Source organism: Imperialibacter sp., from assembly GCF_040222385.1.
Lineage (GTDB): Bacteria > Bacteroidota > Bacteroidia > Cytophagales > Cyclobacteriaceae > Imperialibacter.
The window spans coordinates 71,579-89,052 of the sequence record NZ_JAVKDF010000042.1 but is presented as its reverse complement, the minus strand read 5'-3'; the positions used below and the strand labels follow the sequence as shown (position 1 = coordinate 89,052).

The following is a 17,474-nucleotide window of genomic DNA, read 5'->3' as shown; positions in this document are numbered from 1 at the left end:
ATTGTTTCACCCTAAAACTATCATAGATAATGAGCAGAAAAATAAGAATGGGCATGGTAGGTGGTGGCCGTGGTGCGTTTATTGGCGCTATTCACCGTCACGCAGCTGGCCTCGATGGACAGGTTGAATTAGTATGCGGAGCTTTCCATATTGATCCTGAAATATCTGTCGCTTCAGGTAAAGACTTTTACCTGCCTGAAGACCGTTGCTACAGAACTTACCATGAGATGTTTGAGAAGGAAGCTAAACTTCCGGCTGACAAGCGTATGGATTTTGTTACAATCGTTACGCCCAATTTTGTTCACTTTGAGCCTGCCAAGTTGGCCCTGGAGAACGGGTACCATGTAGTTTGTGAGAAGCCGCTGTCATTCAGCCTGGATGAAGCCCTGCAATTAGAGGCTTTGGTGAAAAAGACCGGACTCACATTTGCCGTTACACATACTTACACGGGATATCCGATGGTGAAGCAAGCCCGTGAAATGATTAAGGAGGGAGTTTTCGGAAAGATCAGGAAAGTAGTGGTAGAATACCCACAGGGTTGGTTGTCAACTCCGCTGGAGCAGTCTGGTAACCAGCAGGCTAGCTGGAGAACTGACCCTAAGCGCTCAGGTAAGGCAGGGGCTGTGGGCGACATAGGCACCCATGCTGAGAACCTCGCAGAAACCATCACCGGACTTAAAATCACAGAGCTTTGCGCCGATGTAAGCCGTATGGTGTCGGGCCGTTTGCTCGACGACGATGCCAATATATTGCTGCGTTTCGACAATGGCGCCAAAGGTGTTCTTCACTGTAGCCAAATCGCTGCTGGAGAAGAAAATGCTCTCAATATTCGTGTGTATGGTGAAAAAGGGGGCTTAGAGTGGCACCAGATGGAACCTAACACCATGCTGGTGAAATGGCTCGACAAACCCACTCAGGTGTACCGGGTAGGTGGTGACCGTGCATATATGGGCGCTGTTGCCCAAGCGAACACACGTACGCCGGCAGGCCACCCCGAAGGATACCTGGAAGCGTTTGGCAATATCTATAAGAACTTTGCCAAAACTGTGCAGGCAAGAATCGATGGCAAAAAACCAGATCCGATAAACCTCGATTTCCCAACCGTTGAAGATGGTGTGCGTGGCATGAAGTTCATCGACGCCGTGATTGAATCAGGTGACGCTGGCGCCAAGTGGGTGAAGCTGCACTAACACATTTTATTCATGTGAAGGGTGATGGGGGCAAAATATCGGCCATGAATCATTATATTGGTAATATTGTTACGAATTGAAACCAATAACGAATGGACAAGAACACTGAAAACGCTATTGTTAATGCGCTTGGAGATATTCATGTTACTTTAGACTACATGAAAAATGACCTTTCTGACATGAAAAATGACGTTTCTGATGTGAAGAAGAGTTTTAATGTTCTCGCAGGAAAGGTGCTTGGCGAACTTGATACTCTCGATGGTAAGGTAACTGAGGCGATAGGGTTGAAGAAGGAGATCGAGAAACATTCATTGGACATGAGGCCATTAAGAAGCATTTGAATATTCATTGAGAGTTCAGACGTAACGCTGTCTACTAACATTGATTTTTTTGTAACTTTATACCAGATAATGAACAGAAATACCTATCATATCTATTACCATCATGTGGCTCCTGAGCGATTTAGGCAGTAATAGACGATATTTATATAGCTATTAGAAAAAAGACCTCAATCGCATGATTCAGGTCTTTTTTCGTTATTAGAGTAATTGCATTAACCCAACAAGTGAAAATTATACGTTTATGAGACAGATTTATGAGAATTACGACGACGAGGACTTCAAGGTCTGGCAATTGTTGTACGATCGCCAGATCGTAAATCTTCCCAATGCAGCATCGAAGGCACACCTGAAAGGACTTGAGCAAACAAATTTTGTGGCCAACAACATTCCTCATTTCGAAGACACTAATGAGATTCTCCACGAGATTACAGGCTGGAAGCTGGCGGTGGTGCCGGGGCTTGTGCCAGACTACACCTTCTTTGAACTGATGTCGAACAGGTACTTTCCGGCCACTACATGGCTAAGAAAAATGAAAGAGCTCGACTATCTGGAGGAACCCGACATGTTTCACGACGTATTTGCCCACGTACCCATGCTTACTAACCAGAACTTTGTCAACTTTCTGGAAGAGTTGAGTAAAATTGGGCTGAAATACTGCGGCAACGACTACGCCATAGAATTGCTTTCCCGGATCTACTGGTTTACGGTTGAGTTTGGCTTGATCAGAGAGAATGGCGAACTGAGGATTTATGGTGCAGGTATTTTAAGCTCAGCTGGAGAAACCAAATTTTCGCTAAGCGATAAACCTGCTCACTATGAATTCAATGTCAGGCAGATTATGGCAACGCCTTACTGGAAGGATAAATTTCAAGACAAGTACTTCATTATCAACTCCTATGAGCAGCTCTACAAAGCGATTCCTGAGATCAAACAGGTGATTGCTGAGGAGGTTGATAAGGCGCAGCACGTCCATTGATTTCACTTTAACCCCGGAACTTTAGGTAATTCACATAAATTTGCCGGGGTTTTCTATTGCCTGTCCAAAAAGCGGCAGAAACGAGAATAGCATTATCGATTGGAGAGAATGAAAGTAGCGATTATAAAATACAACGCAGGAAACGTGCAGTCGGTCACCTTTGCCCTCAATAGGCTGGGCATTGAACCAGTGCTGAGTAATGATCCGGAAGTGCTCAAAAGTGCTGACAAGGTCATCTTTCCCGGTGTGGGAGAAGCCAGCACGGCCATGGCTTCAGTGAAAGAAAACGGGTTGGATAAAATCATCCCTGAGCTCAAACAACCTTTTCTCGGCATTTGTTTAGGACTACAGTTGATGTGCAGGCATTCGGAAGAGAATGATACGCCCTGCCTGGGTGTATTTGATCTGGAAGTGAAAAAGTTTCCGCCCAATGAAAAGGTGCCTCACATGGGATGGAATAAAATCCATTCACTCAAAGGCCCTCTGATGAAAGGACTCACCGATGATGCTTATCTGTACTTTGTGCATAGCTACTATGCTGAAATGGGAAGCAGCACCATTGCCCAATCGGACTATATGCTGCCTTTTAGTGCAGCGCTGCAAAAAGGCAATTTTTACGCCGTGCAGGCTCACCCTGAAAAGAGTGGTGTGGACGGAGCGAGAATACTAAAGAACTTTATTGAACTGTAGGAATGGATATTATACCGGCAATCGACATCATCGATGGAAAGTGCGTGCGCCTTACCCAGGGTGATTATGACCAAAAGAAGATATACAATGAACGCCCGGTGGAAGTGGCTATGCAGTTCGAAGATGCCGGCCTTACCCGCCTGCATCTGGTCGATTTGGATGGAGCAAAGGCCGGAACAGTAAAAAACTGGAAAGTACTGGAGGCGTTGGCCAGCAAGACCTCCATGGTGATCGACTTTGGCGGTGGGATTAAAAGTGCTGAGGACGTTGATATTGTTTTTGAATGCGGCGCAAAGCTGGCTACCGTTGGCAGTATGGCGGTGAAGAACGAGGAGATATTCTCCGACTGGCTGGAGCAGTACGGAGCTGACCGATTCTTTCTTGGGGCCGATGTGAAAGGCGAAAAGATTGCCATAGGGGGCTGGTTAGAAACGACAGACATCTGGGTGTATGATTTCATGGAGAAGTATGTTCAAAAGGGCGTTACCAATATATTCTGCACCGATGTGAGCAAGGATGGTCTGTTGGAAGGGCCGTCGGTTGACCTGTACAAAACCCTGGTGGAACAGTTTCCTGACATTTATTTTGTGGCCAGTGGTGGTGTAAGCTCTATGGAAGATCTCGAAAAACTCAAAGAAATTGGCTGCAAAGGAGCGATTGTAGGGAAGGCGATTTATGAAGGAAGGGTCAATATTGCTGATTTAAGGTTTTTGATTTGAGATTTTGATTTGCTTGGCGGAAAGGCCGCAAAGATTATTTAAAAATTGAAATTATGGCGACGATCAAAAGGTTTGAGGATTTGGAAATTTGGAAAGAAGCCAGACGGCTTTCTTTTGAAGTCTACAAGCTAACCTGTGAGCCACCATTCGCTACTGACTTCAGGTTTCGTGATCAAATTAGGGCTGCGGCGGGCTCTGTGATGGATAATATTGCAGAAGGTTTCGAACGGTCGGGCCGGTTAGAGGTTGTGAACTTTCTGGGTTTTGCTAAGGGCTCTGCCGGAGAAGTACGGTCACAGTTGCATCGGGCGTTCGATCAGACATATATAAAGGAAGCTACTTATCAGGCGAAAATAGAAGAGTATGAAAAGCTTAGTGCCAGCATCGCTGGCTTTATTAGTTATTTAAACCGTTCCGAGATCAAAGGCCAGAAGTTCAAAGACCGACGGTAATCTCAAATCAGTAATCTCAAATCAGTAATCTCTGTGCTAACAAAACGTATCATCCCCTGCCTCGATATCAAAGACGGTCGCACCGTTAAAGGCGTCAATTTTGTAGACCTGCGAGATGCCGGTGACCCGGTAGAGCTGGGTGCCCGCTATGCAGCCGAAATGGCCGATGAGCTGGTATTTCTTGATATTACGGCCACAGTAGAAAAGCGCAAAACCCTGGTGGAACTGGTTCGGCATGTGGCCAGAGAGATCAATATCCCATTTACCGTAGGTGGTGGCATCAGCTCTATTGCTGACGTATCAGCCCTGCTCAATGCCGGAGCTGACAAAGTGTCGATCAATTCATCGGCAGTGAAGCGGCCCGAACTGATCGATGAGCTCAGTCGTGAGTTTGGTAACCAGTGCATTGTGGTGGCCATCGACTCCCGATTTGTCAACGGTGTGCATGTAGTACATACGCATGGTGGTCGCACACCCACGACTTTGGAAACAATTAGCTGGGCCAAAGAAGCTGAAGAAAGAGGCGCTGGCGAAATTTTGCTCACCTCTATGGATCACGACGGCACCAAAGCGGGCTTTGCAGATGAGCTTACCGCAAAGGTTTCGGAAACAGTGGGTGTGCCGGTAATAGCATCTGGTGGGGGTGGAACCCAGGAGCATTTCCGAGATGTGTTTACCAAAGGAAAAGCCGATGCTGCGCTGGCGGCAAGCATTTTCCACTTTCAGGAGGTGCCTATTAAGGAATTAAAGGAGTACCTTCGTGACCAGAATATACCCATGCGATTATAAAGTGAGAGGATAATGGAAGGATTGGATTTTAGTAAGGGTGACGGATTGATTCCGGCAATTATACAAGATGAAGCAACAAGCAAGGTGCTCATGTTGGGCTTTATGAATGAGGAGGCGCTTTCCAGGACACGGGCCGAGGGGAAGGTCATATTTTTTAGCCGGACGAAGAACAGGCTGTGGACCAAAGGAGAAACTTCGGGTAACTTCTTTTTCGTAAAGGACATTATTGCTGATTGTGATAAAGATACCCTGCTGGTAAAAGTGAGCCCCGTTGGTCCCGCTTGCCACACCGGTGCCGACACCTGCTTTAATGAGGTGAATTCGGATGGTATCAATTTTCTCAACAACCTAACCTCGATTATAAAAGACCGGCACCATAATCCTTCCGATAAGTCATACACGTCGTCTCTTTTCGAAAAAGGGATTAACAAAGTGGCTCAAAAGGTGGGTGAGGAAGCTGTTGAAGTAGTGATTGAGGCCAAGGATGACAATGAGGAGCTTTTTCTCAATGAATCGGCAGACTTACTTTTTCACCTGATGATCTTGCTTGAAGCCAAGGGAAGTAAGCTGGATGATGTGGTTGATATTCTGAAACAAAGGCATAACAAATAGGCCCTCCTGCTGGAAAATTAGCTTTGTAAGTGCGAAATTGGGCAAATGCCCAGAGAAATAAAATTGCAAAGCAACGCTGCACCAGCAGTCCTCATGGTGAGACCGGCCAACTTCGGCCCCAATCCCGAAACAGCCGGAAGCAATTCCTTCCAAAGCGCAGCCCAAACGGGAGAACTGGATCAGATTCGCTTGCAGTCCATTGCAGAGTTTGACGCTGCCGTAAATACACTCAGAAACGGTGGCGTCGAAGTAATTGTGGTCCAGGATGAATTTTTGGAAGAACGACGTGATGCGGTTTTTCCCAACAACTGGGTGTCATTTCATGAGTCAGGCGACGTGTTTCTTTACCCCATGCAGTCCAAAGCCAGGAGAACCGAGAGAAGACCAGAAGTGATTGACGCTGTGAAACCTCGGTTTACAGTACATAAAATCACTGACCTCTCAGGAACTGAAGAAAAAGAGCTATACCTGGAGGGTACCGGGAGTTTGATCGTTGACTACCCCAACCGCATTATGTATGCCTCCCGGTCGATTCGGACAAACGAAGGCCTGGTGAGAGCCCATGCCACCAGACTTGGTTTCAGCGCTGTGGTTTTTGATGCCGTCGACAGAAGCGGCATGCCTATCTATCACACCAATGTGATGATGTGTCTCGGCACATCCTATTGTGTGGTTTGTCTTGCGAGCATTCCTGAGGGTGAGGAAAAAAGAGTATTTCTTGCAAGTCTGGCTGCGACGAACCACGAAATCGTCGACATTTCTTTTGATCAAATGGAACATTTTGCTGGCAATATGCTGGAGGTGGCTACCAGCAGAAGTAAGCCTGCACTGGTCATGTCCATCACCGCATTTACCGCTCTCACACAATCGCAAAAGATTATTCTGGAAAAATATGCTAACTTAATTGCCATAGACATTCCAACCATTGAGAAATATGGAGGGGGAAGTGCCCGCTGTATGATGGCTGGGATACATTTGCCAGCTAGCTAAACAACATTTTTTGAACCTTAATGACCTGGTAATGAACAAGTTTGATGTTTGCGTTATTGGTGCGGGACCGTCCGGCTATGCTGCTGCTATGCGGGCGCTGGATTTTAAGAAAAGAGTAATTCTTATTGAAAGAAATCAGGTAGGGGGTGCTGGCGTGCACGATGGTGCCCTTTCAAGTAAAACATGGTGGGAGCTTTCCAGAGACTATTTCACCCTTCGAAAGCATGGTAAAGCATTTAATTTCAAGGTACCTGAAATACCTTTTCAGAAGGTAAAAGCGGAAGTATTGAAAGCCACGAGTGAAAGAAAGGACCTGCTGGAGTTTCATATGACTTCCATGAACAACAATGGCCATGACCTGCTGACATTCAAAAGAGGTGAGGCCAGACTGTTGAGTAAAAACAATGTTGAGATTTCGGGAGAAAATGGCGTTGAAGTTATAGAAGCGGATAATATTATTCTGGCTACTGGAAGCAGGCCCAGGAAGATCCCTAATTTACCGATCGACGAAAAGATTGTCGTTACCAGCGACGGCATCCACAATTGGACAGAGTGGCCGAAAAGTATGGTAATAGTTGGTGCTGGGGTAATTGGCTGCGAGTTTGCAACGATTTTTTCCAATTTCGGCCAGACGCAAGTCAACCTGATTGATAAAGGAGATAGGATTCTGCCGTTTGAAGACAGCGATATTGTCGACGTTATTTCAGACAACCTTGAGTCCAAGCAGGTTCTGGTGCATCATAATTCCAAACTCATCGATTTGCAGATCGTCAACGGCGAGGTGGAGTATGAACTGGAATATGATAACGGTGAAAAGAAGAAGTTTCAGGTAGAGAAGGCCCTCGTTTCAGTGGGAAGGATACCTAACCACGACAACCTTGGCTTGCAGGAAATAGGCGTAGATACCGATGCCCGTGGGATCATTGACGACCTCACGCAAACCTCAGTGCCCAATATCTATGCTGTTGGCGACATTACAGCGGACATTGCCCTGGTTAATGTTGGGGAATTGGAGGGCAGGTATGCCATAGAACGAATATACGGCAAGCCGTTGCGCAAGCTTATTTATGAAAACATATCCACGATCATGTTTTTGGCACCCGAAGTTGCTGGAGTTGGATTCAACGAGATTCAGGCCAAACAAAAGGGAATCAACTACAAAGTCACCAGCTTACGTTATAGCAATATTTCAAGAGCGACGGCCATGCGTAACACCCAGGGTTTCATCAAACTGATGGTAACAAACGACGATAAAATGAAAATCCTGGGCATGCGTGTGGTAGGAGAGCATGCCTCAAGTGCCATTCAGGCTGTGGCTCTCCTCATTTCTATGGACAAAGGAGTGGAGGAGCTCGCAGAACTTATCCACCCACACCCATCTATTATCGAAGGGATACAAGAATGTGCCAGAATGCTTCTGGGCAAGTCCATGCTCAAGCCCACTGTTTTGCTGGAGTCTATGGCCTGCAAAACCTGCGTCGAAGGAGTTTATGAAAACATTATCTATTAACCTTCTTCCATATCATCAAACGGCCTCTATTTCGAAAACAAAAGCTTTCCAATAGATGGTGATAGTTTAATAGTGGGTAGCTTGAATTTGTTTTCAAGTTCCGGAACATTCCCATTGTTTCCCTTCACAATCTTTATTTGCTCTTTCTTCAGGAAGAATGTTTCCAGGCCACCCTCTAAAAACTTAAGACCAAAAGCGATACAGCCCTTAACTACAAGGTCTAAGTACTGGATATGCACGATCACGGCGATTGCTTCGCCCAGGAACACCTCTTCAGAAAGGAACATTATCACGGCCGCAGTAAATATGATAGTGGAAGCTTTTTTTCCAACCTGAGCCTTCACTAGCTGACCAATAGTGCTTTCAAGAAGCGAGTTTTTCTCAACTATTTCCTCATTCTGTTCTATGATTCGCTCGTTAGCTTTGTTCAGCTTAGACTGAAGCTTGTCACTAACCTTTGTAATAACCTTGCTCTGAATAAGTAGATCCTGATAGCTATCTATAAATTGGGCAAGATCCTTTCTTGAAATATTGTTCTGCTGCGCTTTGGTCTTAAACGCATGAAGCGCTTTGTCTTCTTCGTCGTATAGTCCCCACAAGTCATTCATACCTTTTAAAATTAGTTAGGAGATAGGTATTAGGTATACAGTGTAGTCAACAAAGTATGTAACCTGTCTTTGAAAGTTTCGAATAACAACTAGCTGCCTTTGTTAGATATAACGATTAGTGATTTGTGTGGTCAGGAAAACCACAGCAACTAAACCGTTAGGCTGCTATAGTAATAAAGTTGAAATTCATGTGAAGTATGTCTGAAAAGTCCTCACCTACTTCTCTCATTTCTTCATCCTCTTCCAGATAGTACCAGTTGATGGTAACACATCGCCCTGCTTCCTGCATTTTGTGGAGCTTTTTTAGCATATTAAAAATGCACTTGGAAGAACTCGTGTTAAAGTAATGAAAAGACAGATTTGCGGTGAGTCCCCCGCTTTCGTGGGTAACGTACTCGTCCAGCTCAATAATAAATTTTTGATAGAAACTATTTGAGTTGGCGGGATTTGAATTCCCCTTTAATTCTATCAGCCCCGTCGAAGGGTCGAAATAGACGAACGGTGTATAGTCCGTAGCTTGAATGTAAACTTTTTCCATAATCTCTCAGGTTTGTTACTGTTATAATCTCAACTAAAGTATATAAAAAGAAGGGTGGTTCTACATCTCATCCCTTACTCCTAATAATCTTTAATTAAGTTATTTCTTTTAGAAGCTTGATTGCCTTCGATTTCTGGCCAATACTTTCTTATGTAAGATATCTATTGTATGAGAAGTAAAATCCTGTTTAAATGGAAGTGTTTAATTAATAAAAGTAACTTAAATGACTGTTAATCAGTGTAATATATTTATTTCACTTAAGAGAGTTTTTTTCGAAGATGCTGGAAACTGATGTAATATTTATTGGCTTAAGATTGATATAAACATCAGATAGTTGAAAAAACATACGGTTATAGGGGTGAGTAGAGTGAATGTTATTTTTTTGATAAAATTTTCATGTTAGCGAATGAAATGGAGAGCTGGATAATCTTTTGCGAGTGATTTCATTAACCTTTTTTTTATTAATGTATTTATAATCAATGATTTATGTCGATTACACCCACGTTTCTGCCTTGTTTTTTTTCGATGTTATTGTACAAGGTTTAATTCTGGCCAAGAAACGGCCCGGGTGATTTTAGAAAACTATCGGGGAACGGCTTCTGATGTGATGAGCCCGGGAGAGTGTGGGCTGCTAACCTCCAACTCTTCCCACAAACCTTCTTCAACAATTTTTGAATGCTCTCTCCGCAAAAAAAATTTCTCGATAGTTGATTCGAAGGCCTTTAGGGTAAGTGCAATGCAAAGTTTTACGATCAAGCCGATATATGGAATATCAACGTAGCTATTGATTGCCTCTTCAAGAAGCACTTCTTCAGCCACGAAAAGGACAACGGCGGCTGTAAGTATGATGGTAGAGGCTTTTTTACTGACTTTGGCTTTCACCAGTTGCTCTATAGTATTATGGAGCAACTTATTATTGTCACTGATGGTTGCGTTTTGTGCAGCGATTTGCTCGTTTGCCTTGTTAAGCTTCGACTGAAGCCTGTCGCTAACCCGAGTGATTACTTTGCTTTGTGTGATGAGGTCATCGTAATTGTCAACGAAGCCTATCAGACTTTTTTTTGAAAGTGCATTGTCTTTCACCTTCTCCTTAAATTCTTTTAAGGACTTTTCTTCTACGTGGAAAAGGCTACTAGTTTCGTTCATTTCAAATAATACTGTTGCTGTATTGATAGGTTTTTATGCTGACATCGCAATAAAATTGAAGTTCAGGTTCATTAGGTCAGAAAAATCTTTCCCTACCTCGTACATGTCTTCGTCGTCGAGACTGTAATACCAATTGATGGTTACCTGACGGCCTTTTTTCCTCATGGCGTTGAGCTGTTTGAACATATCGTACAGGCATTTTGAGGAACTTGTGTTGAAGTATCTGAACGCCATGTTCGCTACCAGCCCTCTTGTGTCGTTCACAACGTAGTCTTCGAGCGTATGAATCACTTTTGTGTAGAAGGTAAGCGAATTGTGAGGGTTGGAATTGCCCCTTAGTTCTATTATCCCGTTGGAAGGGTCGAAGTGGACATGCGGAGTGAATTCTGTTGCCTGAATGTAAATTTTTTCCATACTGGTGATATTAAGAGGTACAAATAATTGCTATACCGGTTGGTTACTTCTTACTATATCACAAAGTAAATGCATAAGCCTGGAGCAAAAGTGGCAAGTGCGAACGAATACTATCTGATGTAAGATTATGAGAACTCTTAAGCCTTTAGAACTAAAATTAAAAGCCGAGTGCGAAGAGATTTAACTCTTAAGTAACTGAAAACAAGTGGAATATCTTTTGTTGAGGTAGGTGTTGAGGAGATGCGAAAAAGCTGACCCGTGATGTAGGAATTTGAAATGGTGCGAACCCTTCTGGCACATTTTTCAATAAAAGGGGAGGTGGGGTGCGTGTTATAGCACAAAAGCGGCGGGGAAATTGGGATGACAACCAGTCCGTTTCATAGGAATCAAAACGGACTGGTTGTCGGTCTATTTTTGAGTACTTATACTTTCACTGAATCATAGACCTGCACCTTGCTCCACATATGTTGCGCTTTTTCAACGAAGGCCAGATGGACAGGGTGCTCCTGGTAGGCATCCTGATCTTTCTTGCTATCGAAAGCTAAAACGATAGAGAAGGTATAGGTATTGTCGATGACGGGTCTGTTGGTGTCGGCAGGCGTTCCGATAAACCTTTCCTTAATCACATCAATGCTGCCTGTGTATTCCTTCACGTGGGAAAGAAAAGTTTTCTTATTGGCTTCGCTGGGATCCTTGAGCCAGAAATAAACAACGTGATAGAAGTTAACAGATGAATCTTTCATAGTTTTTGTTTTTGCAAATGAATATGTACCTAAGCCGAGCAGGCCAAGCAGACCTGTTCCCTTTTTTAAAAATGAGCGACGTTGTGAATCCATTTTGGTTGTGAGTAAAGTGAGGGGCTAAAGATAGAAGGTTGAAATTATTTTTTCCTCGTTTTGAGGCGAATCCTTTTCTGAAATGCCCGGATGAAGCCTTCTTCAGGTGTTGCCTACACCTTATTATATAGTATCAATATTTAGCCATTCTTTGATGTAAAAGGAAGGGGAGAAAAAAACTTGAACAATTTTGTCTTTTTGGGTTTTAATTGATGTTAGTGGAACCTAAATTTGGCCTTGTAAAATGAAGTACCTGAGACACTCCCATATATTCGATCATCTGCACGTGAACCACGATCATGTGTCTCGTCATTCCCATTAAGGAAGAGCATTTTACTTCAACATTGGCCCGTATTCATTTTACTTACTCATTTCTCTAATTAAGCTTTTCATGCTACGTATTGCAGTTCAAAAATCAGGTCGCTTAAGCGAAGATTCGTTCCGTTTGATCAAAGAGTGTGGAATACACTTTAATAATGGTGTCGGTAAGCTAAAGGCCTCTTCCCATAATTTCCCGATGGAGTTTCTGCTGCTCAGAGATGATGATATTCCGGGCTATGTAGCCGACGGCGTAGCAGACATCGGTATTGTTGGGCTGAATGTGGTAGAAGAAAAGGAAAAAGACCTTGATATAGTAGTAAAGCTCGGTTTTTCCAAGTGCAGACTTTCTTTGGCTATTCCCAGAAATGAGGAATATGGAGGCATAAAAATGCTGGAAGGCAAAAGTATTGCCACTTCCTACCCAAAGATTTTGGGGAGCTATTTGAAGAAAAACGGTATCAGTTCAGACATTCACGAAATTAGCGGTTCGGTGGAAATTGCGCCAAGCATTGGGCTGGCCGATGCTGTGTGTGATATTGTTAGCTCCGGTAGCACACTCTTAAGTAACGGACTGAAAGAAGTAGAGACCATCTTCACATCCGAGGCAGTGCTTGTCGGCCACAAAGGACTCGGTGCTGAAAAGAAAAAGCTCCTTGATCAGCTCCTTTTCAGGATTCGATCAGTGCAGAATGGATCTAATAATAAGTACATTTTGCTCAATGCTCCCAATCATAAAATAGAGGAAATCGCAAACCTTCTGCCTGGGATGAGGAGCCCAACGGTACTGCCCCTGGCTACGGAAGGGTGGAGTTCTATTCATTCTGTGATCAATGAAGACAGGTTTTGGGAAATAATTGAGAAATTGAAAGAGGCCGGTGCTGAAGGCATTCTTGTGGTGCCGATAGAAAAAATGATATTGTAGACAAATCGAGGACCATGCAACTAATATACGAACCACCCCGGAAGCAATGGCTTGAGCTAACAAGCAGGCCCGCTCAGGATCCGGCAAGGCTTGAGAAGGTGGTGAAGCCAATATTGGAAAAGGTGAAGCGCAACGGCGACATGGCCTTGCGAAAGTTTGCACTTGAGTATGATCATGTTGAACTGGACGACCTCTTTGTAACAGAGGAAGAGCTATTGGCCTCGGCTGATCAGGTAGGGGATGAACTGAAGGCAGCCATTCATGTTGCCAGGGAAAATATTGAGAAATTCCATCTGGCGCAAAAGGAATCTCCCATAACGGTGGCAACTATGCCGGGTGTGGTATGTCGGCGCAAGAGCATACCCGTAAACAGGGTTGGACTGTATGTGCCCGGAGGCACAGCACCCCTCTTTTCTACTGCCCTGATGCTTGGTATTCCTGCCAAAATCGCTGGCTGTAAAGAGATCATTATTGCTTCGCCCACTGACAGCATGGGGCAGGTGAATGCCACCGTATTATACGTGGCCCACTTACTAGGTATAAAGAAGATACTGAAGATTGGCGGAGCTCAGGCCATTGCCGCTATGGCTTATGGCACGGAGTCGGTGCCCAAGGTTGATAAGATATTTGGTCCGGGCAATCAATATGTGACGGCGGCCAAGCAAATGGTGAGCCGTGACACGGTGGCTATCGACATGCCCGCAGGCCCTTCGGAGGTGCTGGTGTTTGCCGACAAGCATGCAGAGCCATCGTTTGTGGCGGCCGATTTGCTGTCGCAGGCTGAGCATGGTGCCGACAGTCAGGTGATACTGGTCACATCCAGCAAGCGCATGGTGGACAGCGTGGCACAGGAGGTGGAACGTCAGCTGGCTACTTTGCCCCGGAAGGCAATGGCAGCAAAAGCTTTGGAGAATAGCAGAACCATCTATTTTGAAGACAAAGCTACTGCCATGGACTATATTAATATGTATGGCCCTGAGCACCTGATTCTTGCGTTGAAAGATGCAGACAAGTATGCTGAAATGGTTGAAAATGCCGGATCAGTATTCATAGGCAACTATACACCTGAGTCGGCAGGAGACTATGCGTCGGGCACAAATCACACGCTGCCCACCAATGGTTGGGCCAGGGCGATGGCGGGTGTTTCTGTTGATAGCTTTGTGAAAAAGGTCACATTCCAGAAAATTACGCCGGAGGGATTGCAGCAGCTTGGCCCCAGCATTGAAGCGATGGCTTCAGCTGAAAAGCTCGATGCACACAAGATGGCTGTAACACTTCGATTGCAGAAAATTAAAGAAGGTACCAATGAGCTTTGATCCGAACTCGCTACTTCGTAAGCACCTGGTTAACCTGAAGTCATATTCTTCCGCCAGGGATGAATACACTGGTAAAGAGGGCGTTTTTTTGGATGCCAACGAAAATCCCTACGGTTCTGCTGGGGTAAAGGAAGCTTACAACCGCTATCCTGACCCCTACCAACAGGAGGTGAAACAAGCGGTTGCCAAAATCAAGAATATTGGCACCGAATCTATTTTCCTTGGCAACGGCAGCGACGAGCCTATCGACTTGCTTATAAGGGCGTTTTGCGATCCGGGGAAAGACAAGGTGATCACAGTGCCCCCCACTTATGGCATGTACGAGGTGAGCGCTGGCATTAATGATGTGGGAATTTTGAAAGTACCTTTGAACGAGAATTTTCAGCTCGATGTAAAGGGCGTTTTAAGTGCAACTGGTTCGGATACGAAAATCCTGTTCCTCTGTAGTCCCAACAACCCTACAGGCAATCTGATCCGAAAAGAAGATCTTTTCACTTTGCTTCACGAATTTCCTAACCTCGTTGTCATCGACGAGGCATATATTGACTTTGCACCTGATGCCGGCTTTTTACCGCATCTGCACAGGTTTCCTAACCTGGTGGTGCTGCAAACCTTGAGCAAAGCCTGGGGGCTGGCGGGTGTGCGACTGGGGATGGCTTTTGCCAGTCCGGAAATTATCACCATCCTGAACAGGATCAAGCCACCCTATAATATAGCAGCGCCGACACAGGGTATTGTGAGAGAGGCATTGGCCAATGTGTTGGCCAAAGAAAAGATGGTGGCTGACATTCTGGAACAAAAGAATTGGCTGGAAGATCAGCTCGCAGCCTTACCAATTGTGCAGCATATCTACCCCAGCGACGCTAACTTTATGCTCATCCGGGTGCCGAAGCCAAAGGAAACCTACCAGTTTCTTATCGATCAAAAGGTGATTGTGAGAGACCGAAGCAATGTGATGCACTGCCACGGCTGTCTGCGCATAACGGTAGGAACGAGAACAGAAAACGAAGCTTTACTAAAAGCCATGGCTTTGGTAAAGGAGGACTCATTTGTTAATTAATTTGAAGAAATGAAGAAGATATTGTTCATAGACAGAGACGGCACGATCATCGTGGAGCCACCTGAAGACTTTCAGGTAGACTCTCTGGAGAAGTTGAAGTTTATTCCGGGTGCTATTTCCAACCTTAGGAAGATAGCGGAAGAACTCGACTACGAGCTTGTGATGGTGACCAATCAAGATGGATTAGGCACAGATAGCTTTCCTGAAGATACTTTTTGGCCAGCACAGAACAAGATGTTGGAAACGCTGGAAGGCGAAGGGGTCAATTTCGCTGCTATCCACATCGATAAAACCTTCGAAAAGGACAATGCCCCAACCAGAAAGCCCCGCACAGGACTTCTTACACAATACCTGACCGAAGATTACGACCTGGCTAACTCTTATGTGATAGGAGACCGTAAAACGGATGTGGAACTAGCGAAGAACCTCGGTGCAAAAGCTATTTTTATAGGAGAGTCAAACCCAGATGCAGCTTTAAGTACTTCGGATTGGGATGAAATTTATCGTTTCCTCAAGCTGCCGCCAAGGATAGTGGAAGTAAAACGAACCACGAAAGAGACCGATATATTGATAAAACTCAACCTCGATGGCACGGGCCAAACGAAGATGAATACCGGGCTGGGGTTCTATGATCACATGCTCGATCAGCTGGGCCGTCACTCTGGTTGTGATTTGGAAGTAACTGTGAAAGGCGACCTACATATCGACGAGCACCACACGATTGAAGACACAGCGCTGGCTTTAGGGGAAGCTTTCCGCAAGGCTATTGGCGACAAAAAAGGCATTAGCCGCTATGGCTTTATGCTGCCTATGGACGACTGCCTGGCGCAGGCGGCTATCGACTTTGGTGGAAGGCCCTGGCTGGTGTGGGAGGCTGAATACAAGCGGGAAATGGTAGGCGATATGCCAACGGAAATGTTTTATCACTTCTTTAAGTCGTTTTCTGATACTTCGCTGAGTAATATCAACATCAAGGCGGAAGGCGCTAACGAGCACCACAAGATAGAGGCAACCTTTAAGGCGCTTGCGAGGGCCATCAAGATGGCTATAGGCAGAGACGCCAATGCACTGAATCAGTTGCCTAGCACTAAGGGAGTGCTTTAGAAAGCGCTGGTGATCGCTAGTGAATTTGGGGCTCTTCCATGCCTCATTTACCGTCTCTATTTTGAGTATGGCTGTGGCCTTCCTGAGCTGGCCGAAAAAGAAAGGCTGCACCGCCCGGTACTTTGTCCTGGAAATGCAGCCACCGTACTAACTTGTTGTCCCTACTTACGCTAATACAGGTTCCTTTTCTTTTTTCAGTACCTTGTCGAGCACCATGTCTTTGTCGAGCTTTTTGGTACAGAAAAACCAGTCTTTGCAATCAAGACCCTCGACATTGCCATCCATTCTGTCTTTAGCTACGCCGCACGATCCTGCGGGCGAAATGATCACATCGTCACCTGGCTTCCAGTCGGCTGGTGTAGCCACAGCAAACTCATCGGCTGTTTGCAGTGCAACGATCACACGGTAAAGCTCGTCGAAGTTGCGGCCAAGGCTCAGTGGGTAGTAGATGATAGCCCTAATCATGCCCTTGGGGTCGATAAAGAACACCGCCCGAACTGCCTGCGTACTGCTTTCATTGGGCATGATCATGCCGTATTTCTTGGCTACGTTCATCGTGATGTCCTCAATGAGCGGAAATTTGACATCCACATTCTTCATTCCCTTGAATTCGATTTTGTCTTTGATCGTGCGCAGCCAGGCAATGTGACTGTATAATCCATCAATCGACAATCCAACCAACTGTGTATTTGCTTTAGCAAACTTCTCTTCCAGCGTTGCAAAGGTCATGAACTCTGATGTACATACTGGTGTAAAGTCGGCCGGATGGCTGAAAAGGATGACCCACTTGCCGTGGTAATCAACGGGAAAGTTGATATCACCCTGGGTAGTTTTTGCTTTGAACGCTGGTGCTTTATCGCCAATGCGTGGCATAGCCACCACTTCTTCATTCATTGTAGTTTCCATATCTATTGTTGTTTTTATTGATAGGTGAAGCTAG

Annotated in this window: 20 protein-coding genes; 14 read left to right on the top strand and 6 right to left on the bottom strand. The window is 45.1% G+C overall.

Features of this window, described 5'->3' with window-relative positions:
• Positions 1-29: 29 nt before the first annotated feature.
• From RIG68_RS22520 to RIG68_RS22475, 10 genes are all read left to right on the top strand, one after another.
• Positions 30-1,190, top strand: coding sequence for a Gfo/Idh/MocA family protein (locus RIG68_RS22520; protein WP_350127606.1), 1,161 nt, complete (start codon positions 30-32; stop codon positions 1,188-1,190).
• Positions 1,191-1,282: 92 nt separating this feature from the next.
• Positions 1,283-1,531, top strand: coding sequence for a hypothetical protein (locus RIG68_RS22515; protein WP_350127604.1), 249 nt, complete (start codon positions 1,283-1,285; stop codon positions 1,529-1,531).
• Between the two features lie 241 nt (positions 1,532-1,772).
• A complete protein-coding gene (gene phhA / locus RIG68_RS22510) occupies positions 1,773-2,507 on the top strand; it encodes a phenylalanine 4-monooxygenase (protein ID WP_350127601.1) in 735 nt (244 codons plus the stop codon).
• Positions 2,508-2,615: 108 nt separating this feature from the next.
• Complete coding sequence (gene hisH / locus RIG68_RS22505; RefSeq protein ID WP_350127598.1) at positions 2,616-3,197, top strand: imidazole glycerol phosphate synthase subunit HisH; 582 nt, start codon at positions 2,616-2,618, stop codon at positions 3,195-3,197.
• Between the two features lie 2 nt (positions 3,198-3,199).
• Entirely contained in the window at positions 3,200-3,916 is a 717-nt protein-coding gene (hisA, locus tag RIG68_RS22500; RefSeq protein WP_350127595.1) for a 1-(5-phosphoribosyl)-5-[(5-phosphoribosylamino)methylideneamino]imidazole-4-carboxamide isomerase, read from the top strand.
• Between the two features lie 53 nt (positions 3,917-3,969).
• A complete protein-coding gene (locus RIG68_RS22495; RefSeq protein ID WP_350127592.1) occupies positions 3,970-4,368 on the top strand; it encodes a four helix bundle protein in 399 nt (132 codons plus the stop codon).
• A gap of 33 nt (positions 4,369-4,401) precedes the next feature.
• Positions 4,402-5,157 carry an imidazole glycerol phosphate synthase subunit HisF gene (hisF, locus tag RIG68_RS22490; protein WP_350127589.1) on the top strand — a complete coding sequence of 252 codons (756 nt, stop codon included), beginning with the start codon at positions 4,402-4,404 and terminating at the stop codon, positions 5,155-5,157.
• Positions 5,158-5,169: 12 nt separating this feature from the next.
• Positions 5,170-5,769 carry a bifunctional phosphoribosyl-AMP cyclohydrolase/phosphoribosyl-ATP diphosphatase HisIE gene (hisIE, locus tag RIG68_RS22485; protein WP_350127586.1) on the top strand — a complete coding sequence of 200 codons (600 nt, stop codon included), beginning with the start codon at positions 5,170-5,172 and terminating at the stop codon, positions 5,767-5,769.
• Positions 5,770-5,814: 45 nt separating this feature from the next.
• Positions 5,815-6,759: a citrulline utilization hydrolase CtlX gene (ctlX, locus tag RIG68_RS22480; RefSeq protein ID WP_350127584.1), complete on the top strand. Its 945-nt coding sequence runs from the start codon at positions 5,815-5,817 to the stop codon at positions 6,757-6,759.
• A 31-nt stretch (positions 6,760-6,790) separates the two neighbouring features.
• Positions 6,791-8,269: a dihydrolipoyl dehydrogenase family protein gene (locus RIG68_RS22475; protein WP_350127581.1), complete on the top strand. Its 1,479-nt coding sequence runs from the start codon at positions 6,791-6,793 to the stop codon at positions 8,267-8,269.
• Between the two features lie 26 nt (positions 8,270-8,295).
• On the opposite strand, the gene RIG68_RS22470 is transcribed toward RIG68_RS22475, so the two are convergent.
• The 5 genes from RIG68_RS22470 to RIG68_RS22450 form a co-directional block, all read right to left on the bottom strand.
• Positions 8,296-8,877 (bottom strand): hypothetical protein, encoded by a 582-nt coding sequence (locus RIG68_RS22470; RefSeq protein WP_151998901.1) that lies wholly within the window; start codon positions 8,875-8,877, stop codon positions 8,296-8,298.
• A 157-nt stretch (positions 8,878-9,034) separates the two neighbouring features.
• Positions 9,035-9,415, bottom strand: coding sequence for a DUF1987 domain-containing protein (locus RIG68_RS22465; RefSeq protein ID WP_350127578.1), 381 nt, complete (start codon positions 9,413-9,415; stop codon positions 9,035-9,037).
• A 582-nt stretch (positions 9,416-9,997) separates the two neighbouring features.
• On the bottom strand, positions 9,998-10,561 hold the full coding sequence (locus tag RIG68_RS22460) for a hypothetical protein (RefSeq protein WP_350127575.1): 564 nt from the start codon (positions 10,559-10,561) through the stop codon (positions 9,998-10,000).
• Positions 10,562-10,594: 33 nt separating this feature from the next.
• A complete protein-coding gene (locus RIG68_RS22455) occupies positions 10,595-10,975 on the bottom strand; it encodes a DUF1987 domain-containing protein (protein ID WP_350127572.1) in 381 nt (126 codons plus the stop codon).
• 422 nt (positions 10,976-11,397) lie between these two features.
• Positions 11,398-11,718 carry a Dabb family protein gene (locus tag RIG68_RS22450; RefSeq protein ID WP_193217858.1) on the bottom strand — a complete coding sequence of 107 codons (321 nt, stop codon included), beginning with the start codon at positions 11,716-11,718 and terminating at the stop codon, positions 11,398-11,400.
• Between the two features lie 484 nt (positions 11,719-12,202).
• Between RIG68_RS22450 and hisG the strand changes: the two genes are divergently transcribed.
• Genes hisG through hisB form a run of 4 tightly spaced genes read left to right on the top strand, consistent with a single transcriptional unit; the run spans position 12,203 to position 16,534 of the window.
• Positions 12,203-13,054: an ATP phosphoribosyltransferase gene (gene hisG, locus RIG68_RS22445; protein WP_151998906.1), complete on the top strand. Its 852-nt coding sequence runs from the start codon at positions 12,203-12,205 to the stop codon at positions 13,052-13,054.
• Between the two features lie 14 nt (positions 13,055-13,068).
• The gene (gene hisD, locus RIG68_RS22440) at positions 13,069-14,370 is read left to right on the top strand and encodes a histidinol dehydrogenase (RefSeq protein ID WP_350127569.1); all 1,302 of its coding nucleotides are present in this window, start codon (positions 13,069-13,071) and stop codon (positions 14,368-14,370) included.
• The gene (hisC, locus tag RIG68_RS22435) at positions 14,360-15,430 is read left to right on the top strand and encodes a histidinol-phosphate transaminase (RefSeq protein ID WP_350127566.1); all 1,071 of its coding nucleotides are present in this window, start codon (positions 14,360-14,362) and stop codon (positions 15,428-15,430) included. The genes hisD and hisC overlap by 11 nt, the downstream gene beginning before the upstream one ends.
• A 9-nt stretch (positions 15,431-15,439) precedes the next feature.
• Entirely contained in the window at positions 15,440-16,534 is a 1,095-nt protein-coding gene (gene hisB, locus RIG68_RS22430) for a bifunctional histidinol-phosphatase/imidazoleglycerol-phosphate dehydratase HisB (protein WP_350127563.1), read from the top strand.
• 165 nt (positions 16,535-16,699) lie between these two features.
• Here hisB and RIG68_RS22425 read toward each other — a convergent pair whose 3' ends face one another.
• Positions 16,700-17,440, bottom strand: a complete 741-nt coding sequence (locus tag RIG68_RS22425; protein WP_350127560.1) for a peroxiredoxin — start codon at positions 17,438-17,440, stop codon at positions 16,700-16,702.
• Positions 17,441-17,474 lie beyond the last annotated feature (34 nt).

Excerpts from the sequence above, each read along its gene's own strand:
- RIG68_RS22520 (WP_350127606.1), top strand. The coding sequence starts at position 30 with ATGAGCAGAAAAATAAGAATGGGCATGGTAGGTGGTGGCCGTGGTGCG.
- RIG68_RS22515 (WP_350127604.1), top strand. The coding sequence starts at position 1,283 with ATGGACAAGAACACTGAAAACGCTATTGTTAATGCGCTTGGAGATATT.
- phhA (WP_350127601.1), top strand. The coding sequence starts at position 1,773 with ATGAGACAGATTTATGAGAATTACGACGACGAGGACTTCAAGGTCTGG.
- hisH (WP_350127598.1), top strand. The coding sequence starts at position 2,616 with ATGAAAGTAGCGATTATAAAATACAACGCAGGAAACGTGCAGTCGGTC.
- hisA (WP_350127595.1), top strand. The coding sequence starts at position 3,200 with ATGGATATTATACCGGCAATCGACATCATCGATGGAAAGTGCGTGCGC.
- RIG68_RS22495 (WP_350127592.1), top strand. The coding sequence starts at position 3,970 with ATGGCGACGATCAAAAGGTTTGAGGATTTGGAAATTTGGAAAGAAGCC.
- hisIE (WP_350127586.1), top strand. The coding sequence starts at position 5,170 with ATGGAAGGATTGGATTTTAGTAAGGGTGACGGATTGATTCCGGCAATT.
- ctlX (WP_350127584.1), top strand. The coding sequence starts at position 5,815 with ATGCCCAGAGAAATAAAATTGCAAAGCAACGCTGCACCAGCAGTCCTC.
- RIG68_RS22475 (WP_350127581.1), top strand. The coding sequence starts at position 6,791 with ATGAACAAGTTTGATGTTTGCGTTATTGGTGCGGGACCGTCCGGCTAT.
- RIG68_RS22470 (WP_151998901.1), bottom strand. The coding sequence starts at position 8,877 with ATGAATGACTTGTGGGGACTATACGACGAAGAAGACAAAGCGCTTCAT.
- RIG68_RS22465 (WP_350127578.1), bottom strand. The coding sequence starts at position 9,415 with ATGGAAAAAGTTTACATTCAAGCTACGGACTATACACCGTTCGTCTAT.
- RIG68_RS22460 (WP_350127575.1), bottom strand. The coding sequence starts at position 10,561 with ATGAACGAAACTAGTAGCCTTTTCCACGTAGAAGAAAAGTCCTTAAAA.
- RIG68_RS22455 (WP_350127572.1), bottom strand. The coding sequence starts at position 10,975 with ATGGAAAAAATTTACATTCAGGCAACAGAATTCACTCCGCATGTCCAC.
- RIG68_RS22450 (WP_193217858.1), bottom strand. The coding sequence starts at position 11,718 with ATGAAAGATTCATCTGTTAACTTCTATCACGTTGTTTATTTCTGGCTC.
- hisG (WP_151998906.1), top strand. The coding sequence starts at position 12,203 with ATGCTACGTATTGCAGTTCAAAAATCAGGTCGCTTAAGCGAAGATTCG.
- hisD (WP_350127569.1), top strand. The coding sequence starts at position 13,069 with ATGCAACTAATATACGAACCACCCCGGAAGCAATGGCTTGAGCTAACA.
- hisC (WP_350127566.1), top strand. The coding sequence starts at position 14,360 with ATGAGCTTTGATCCGAACTCGCTACTTCGTAAGCACCTGGTTAACCTG.
- hisB (WP_350127563.1), top strand. The coding sequence starts at position 15,440 with ATGAAGAAGATATTGTTCATAGACAGAGACGGCACGATCATCGTGGAG.
- RIG68_RS22425 (WP_350127560.1), bottom strand. The coding sequence starts at position 17,440 with ATGGAAACTACAATGAATGAAGAAGTGGTGGCTATGCCACGCATTGGC.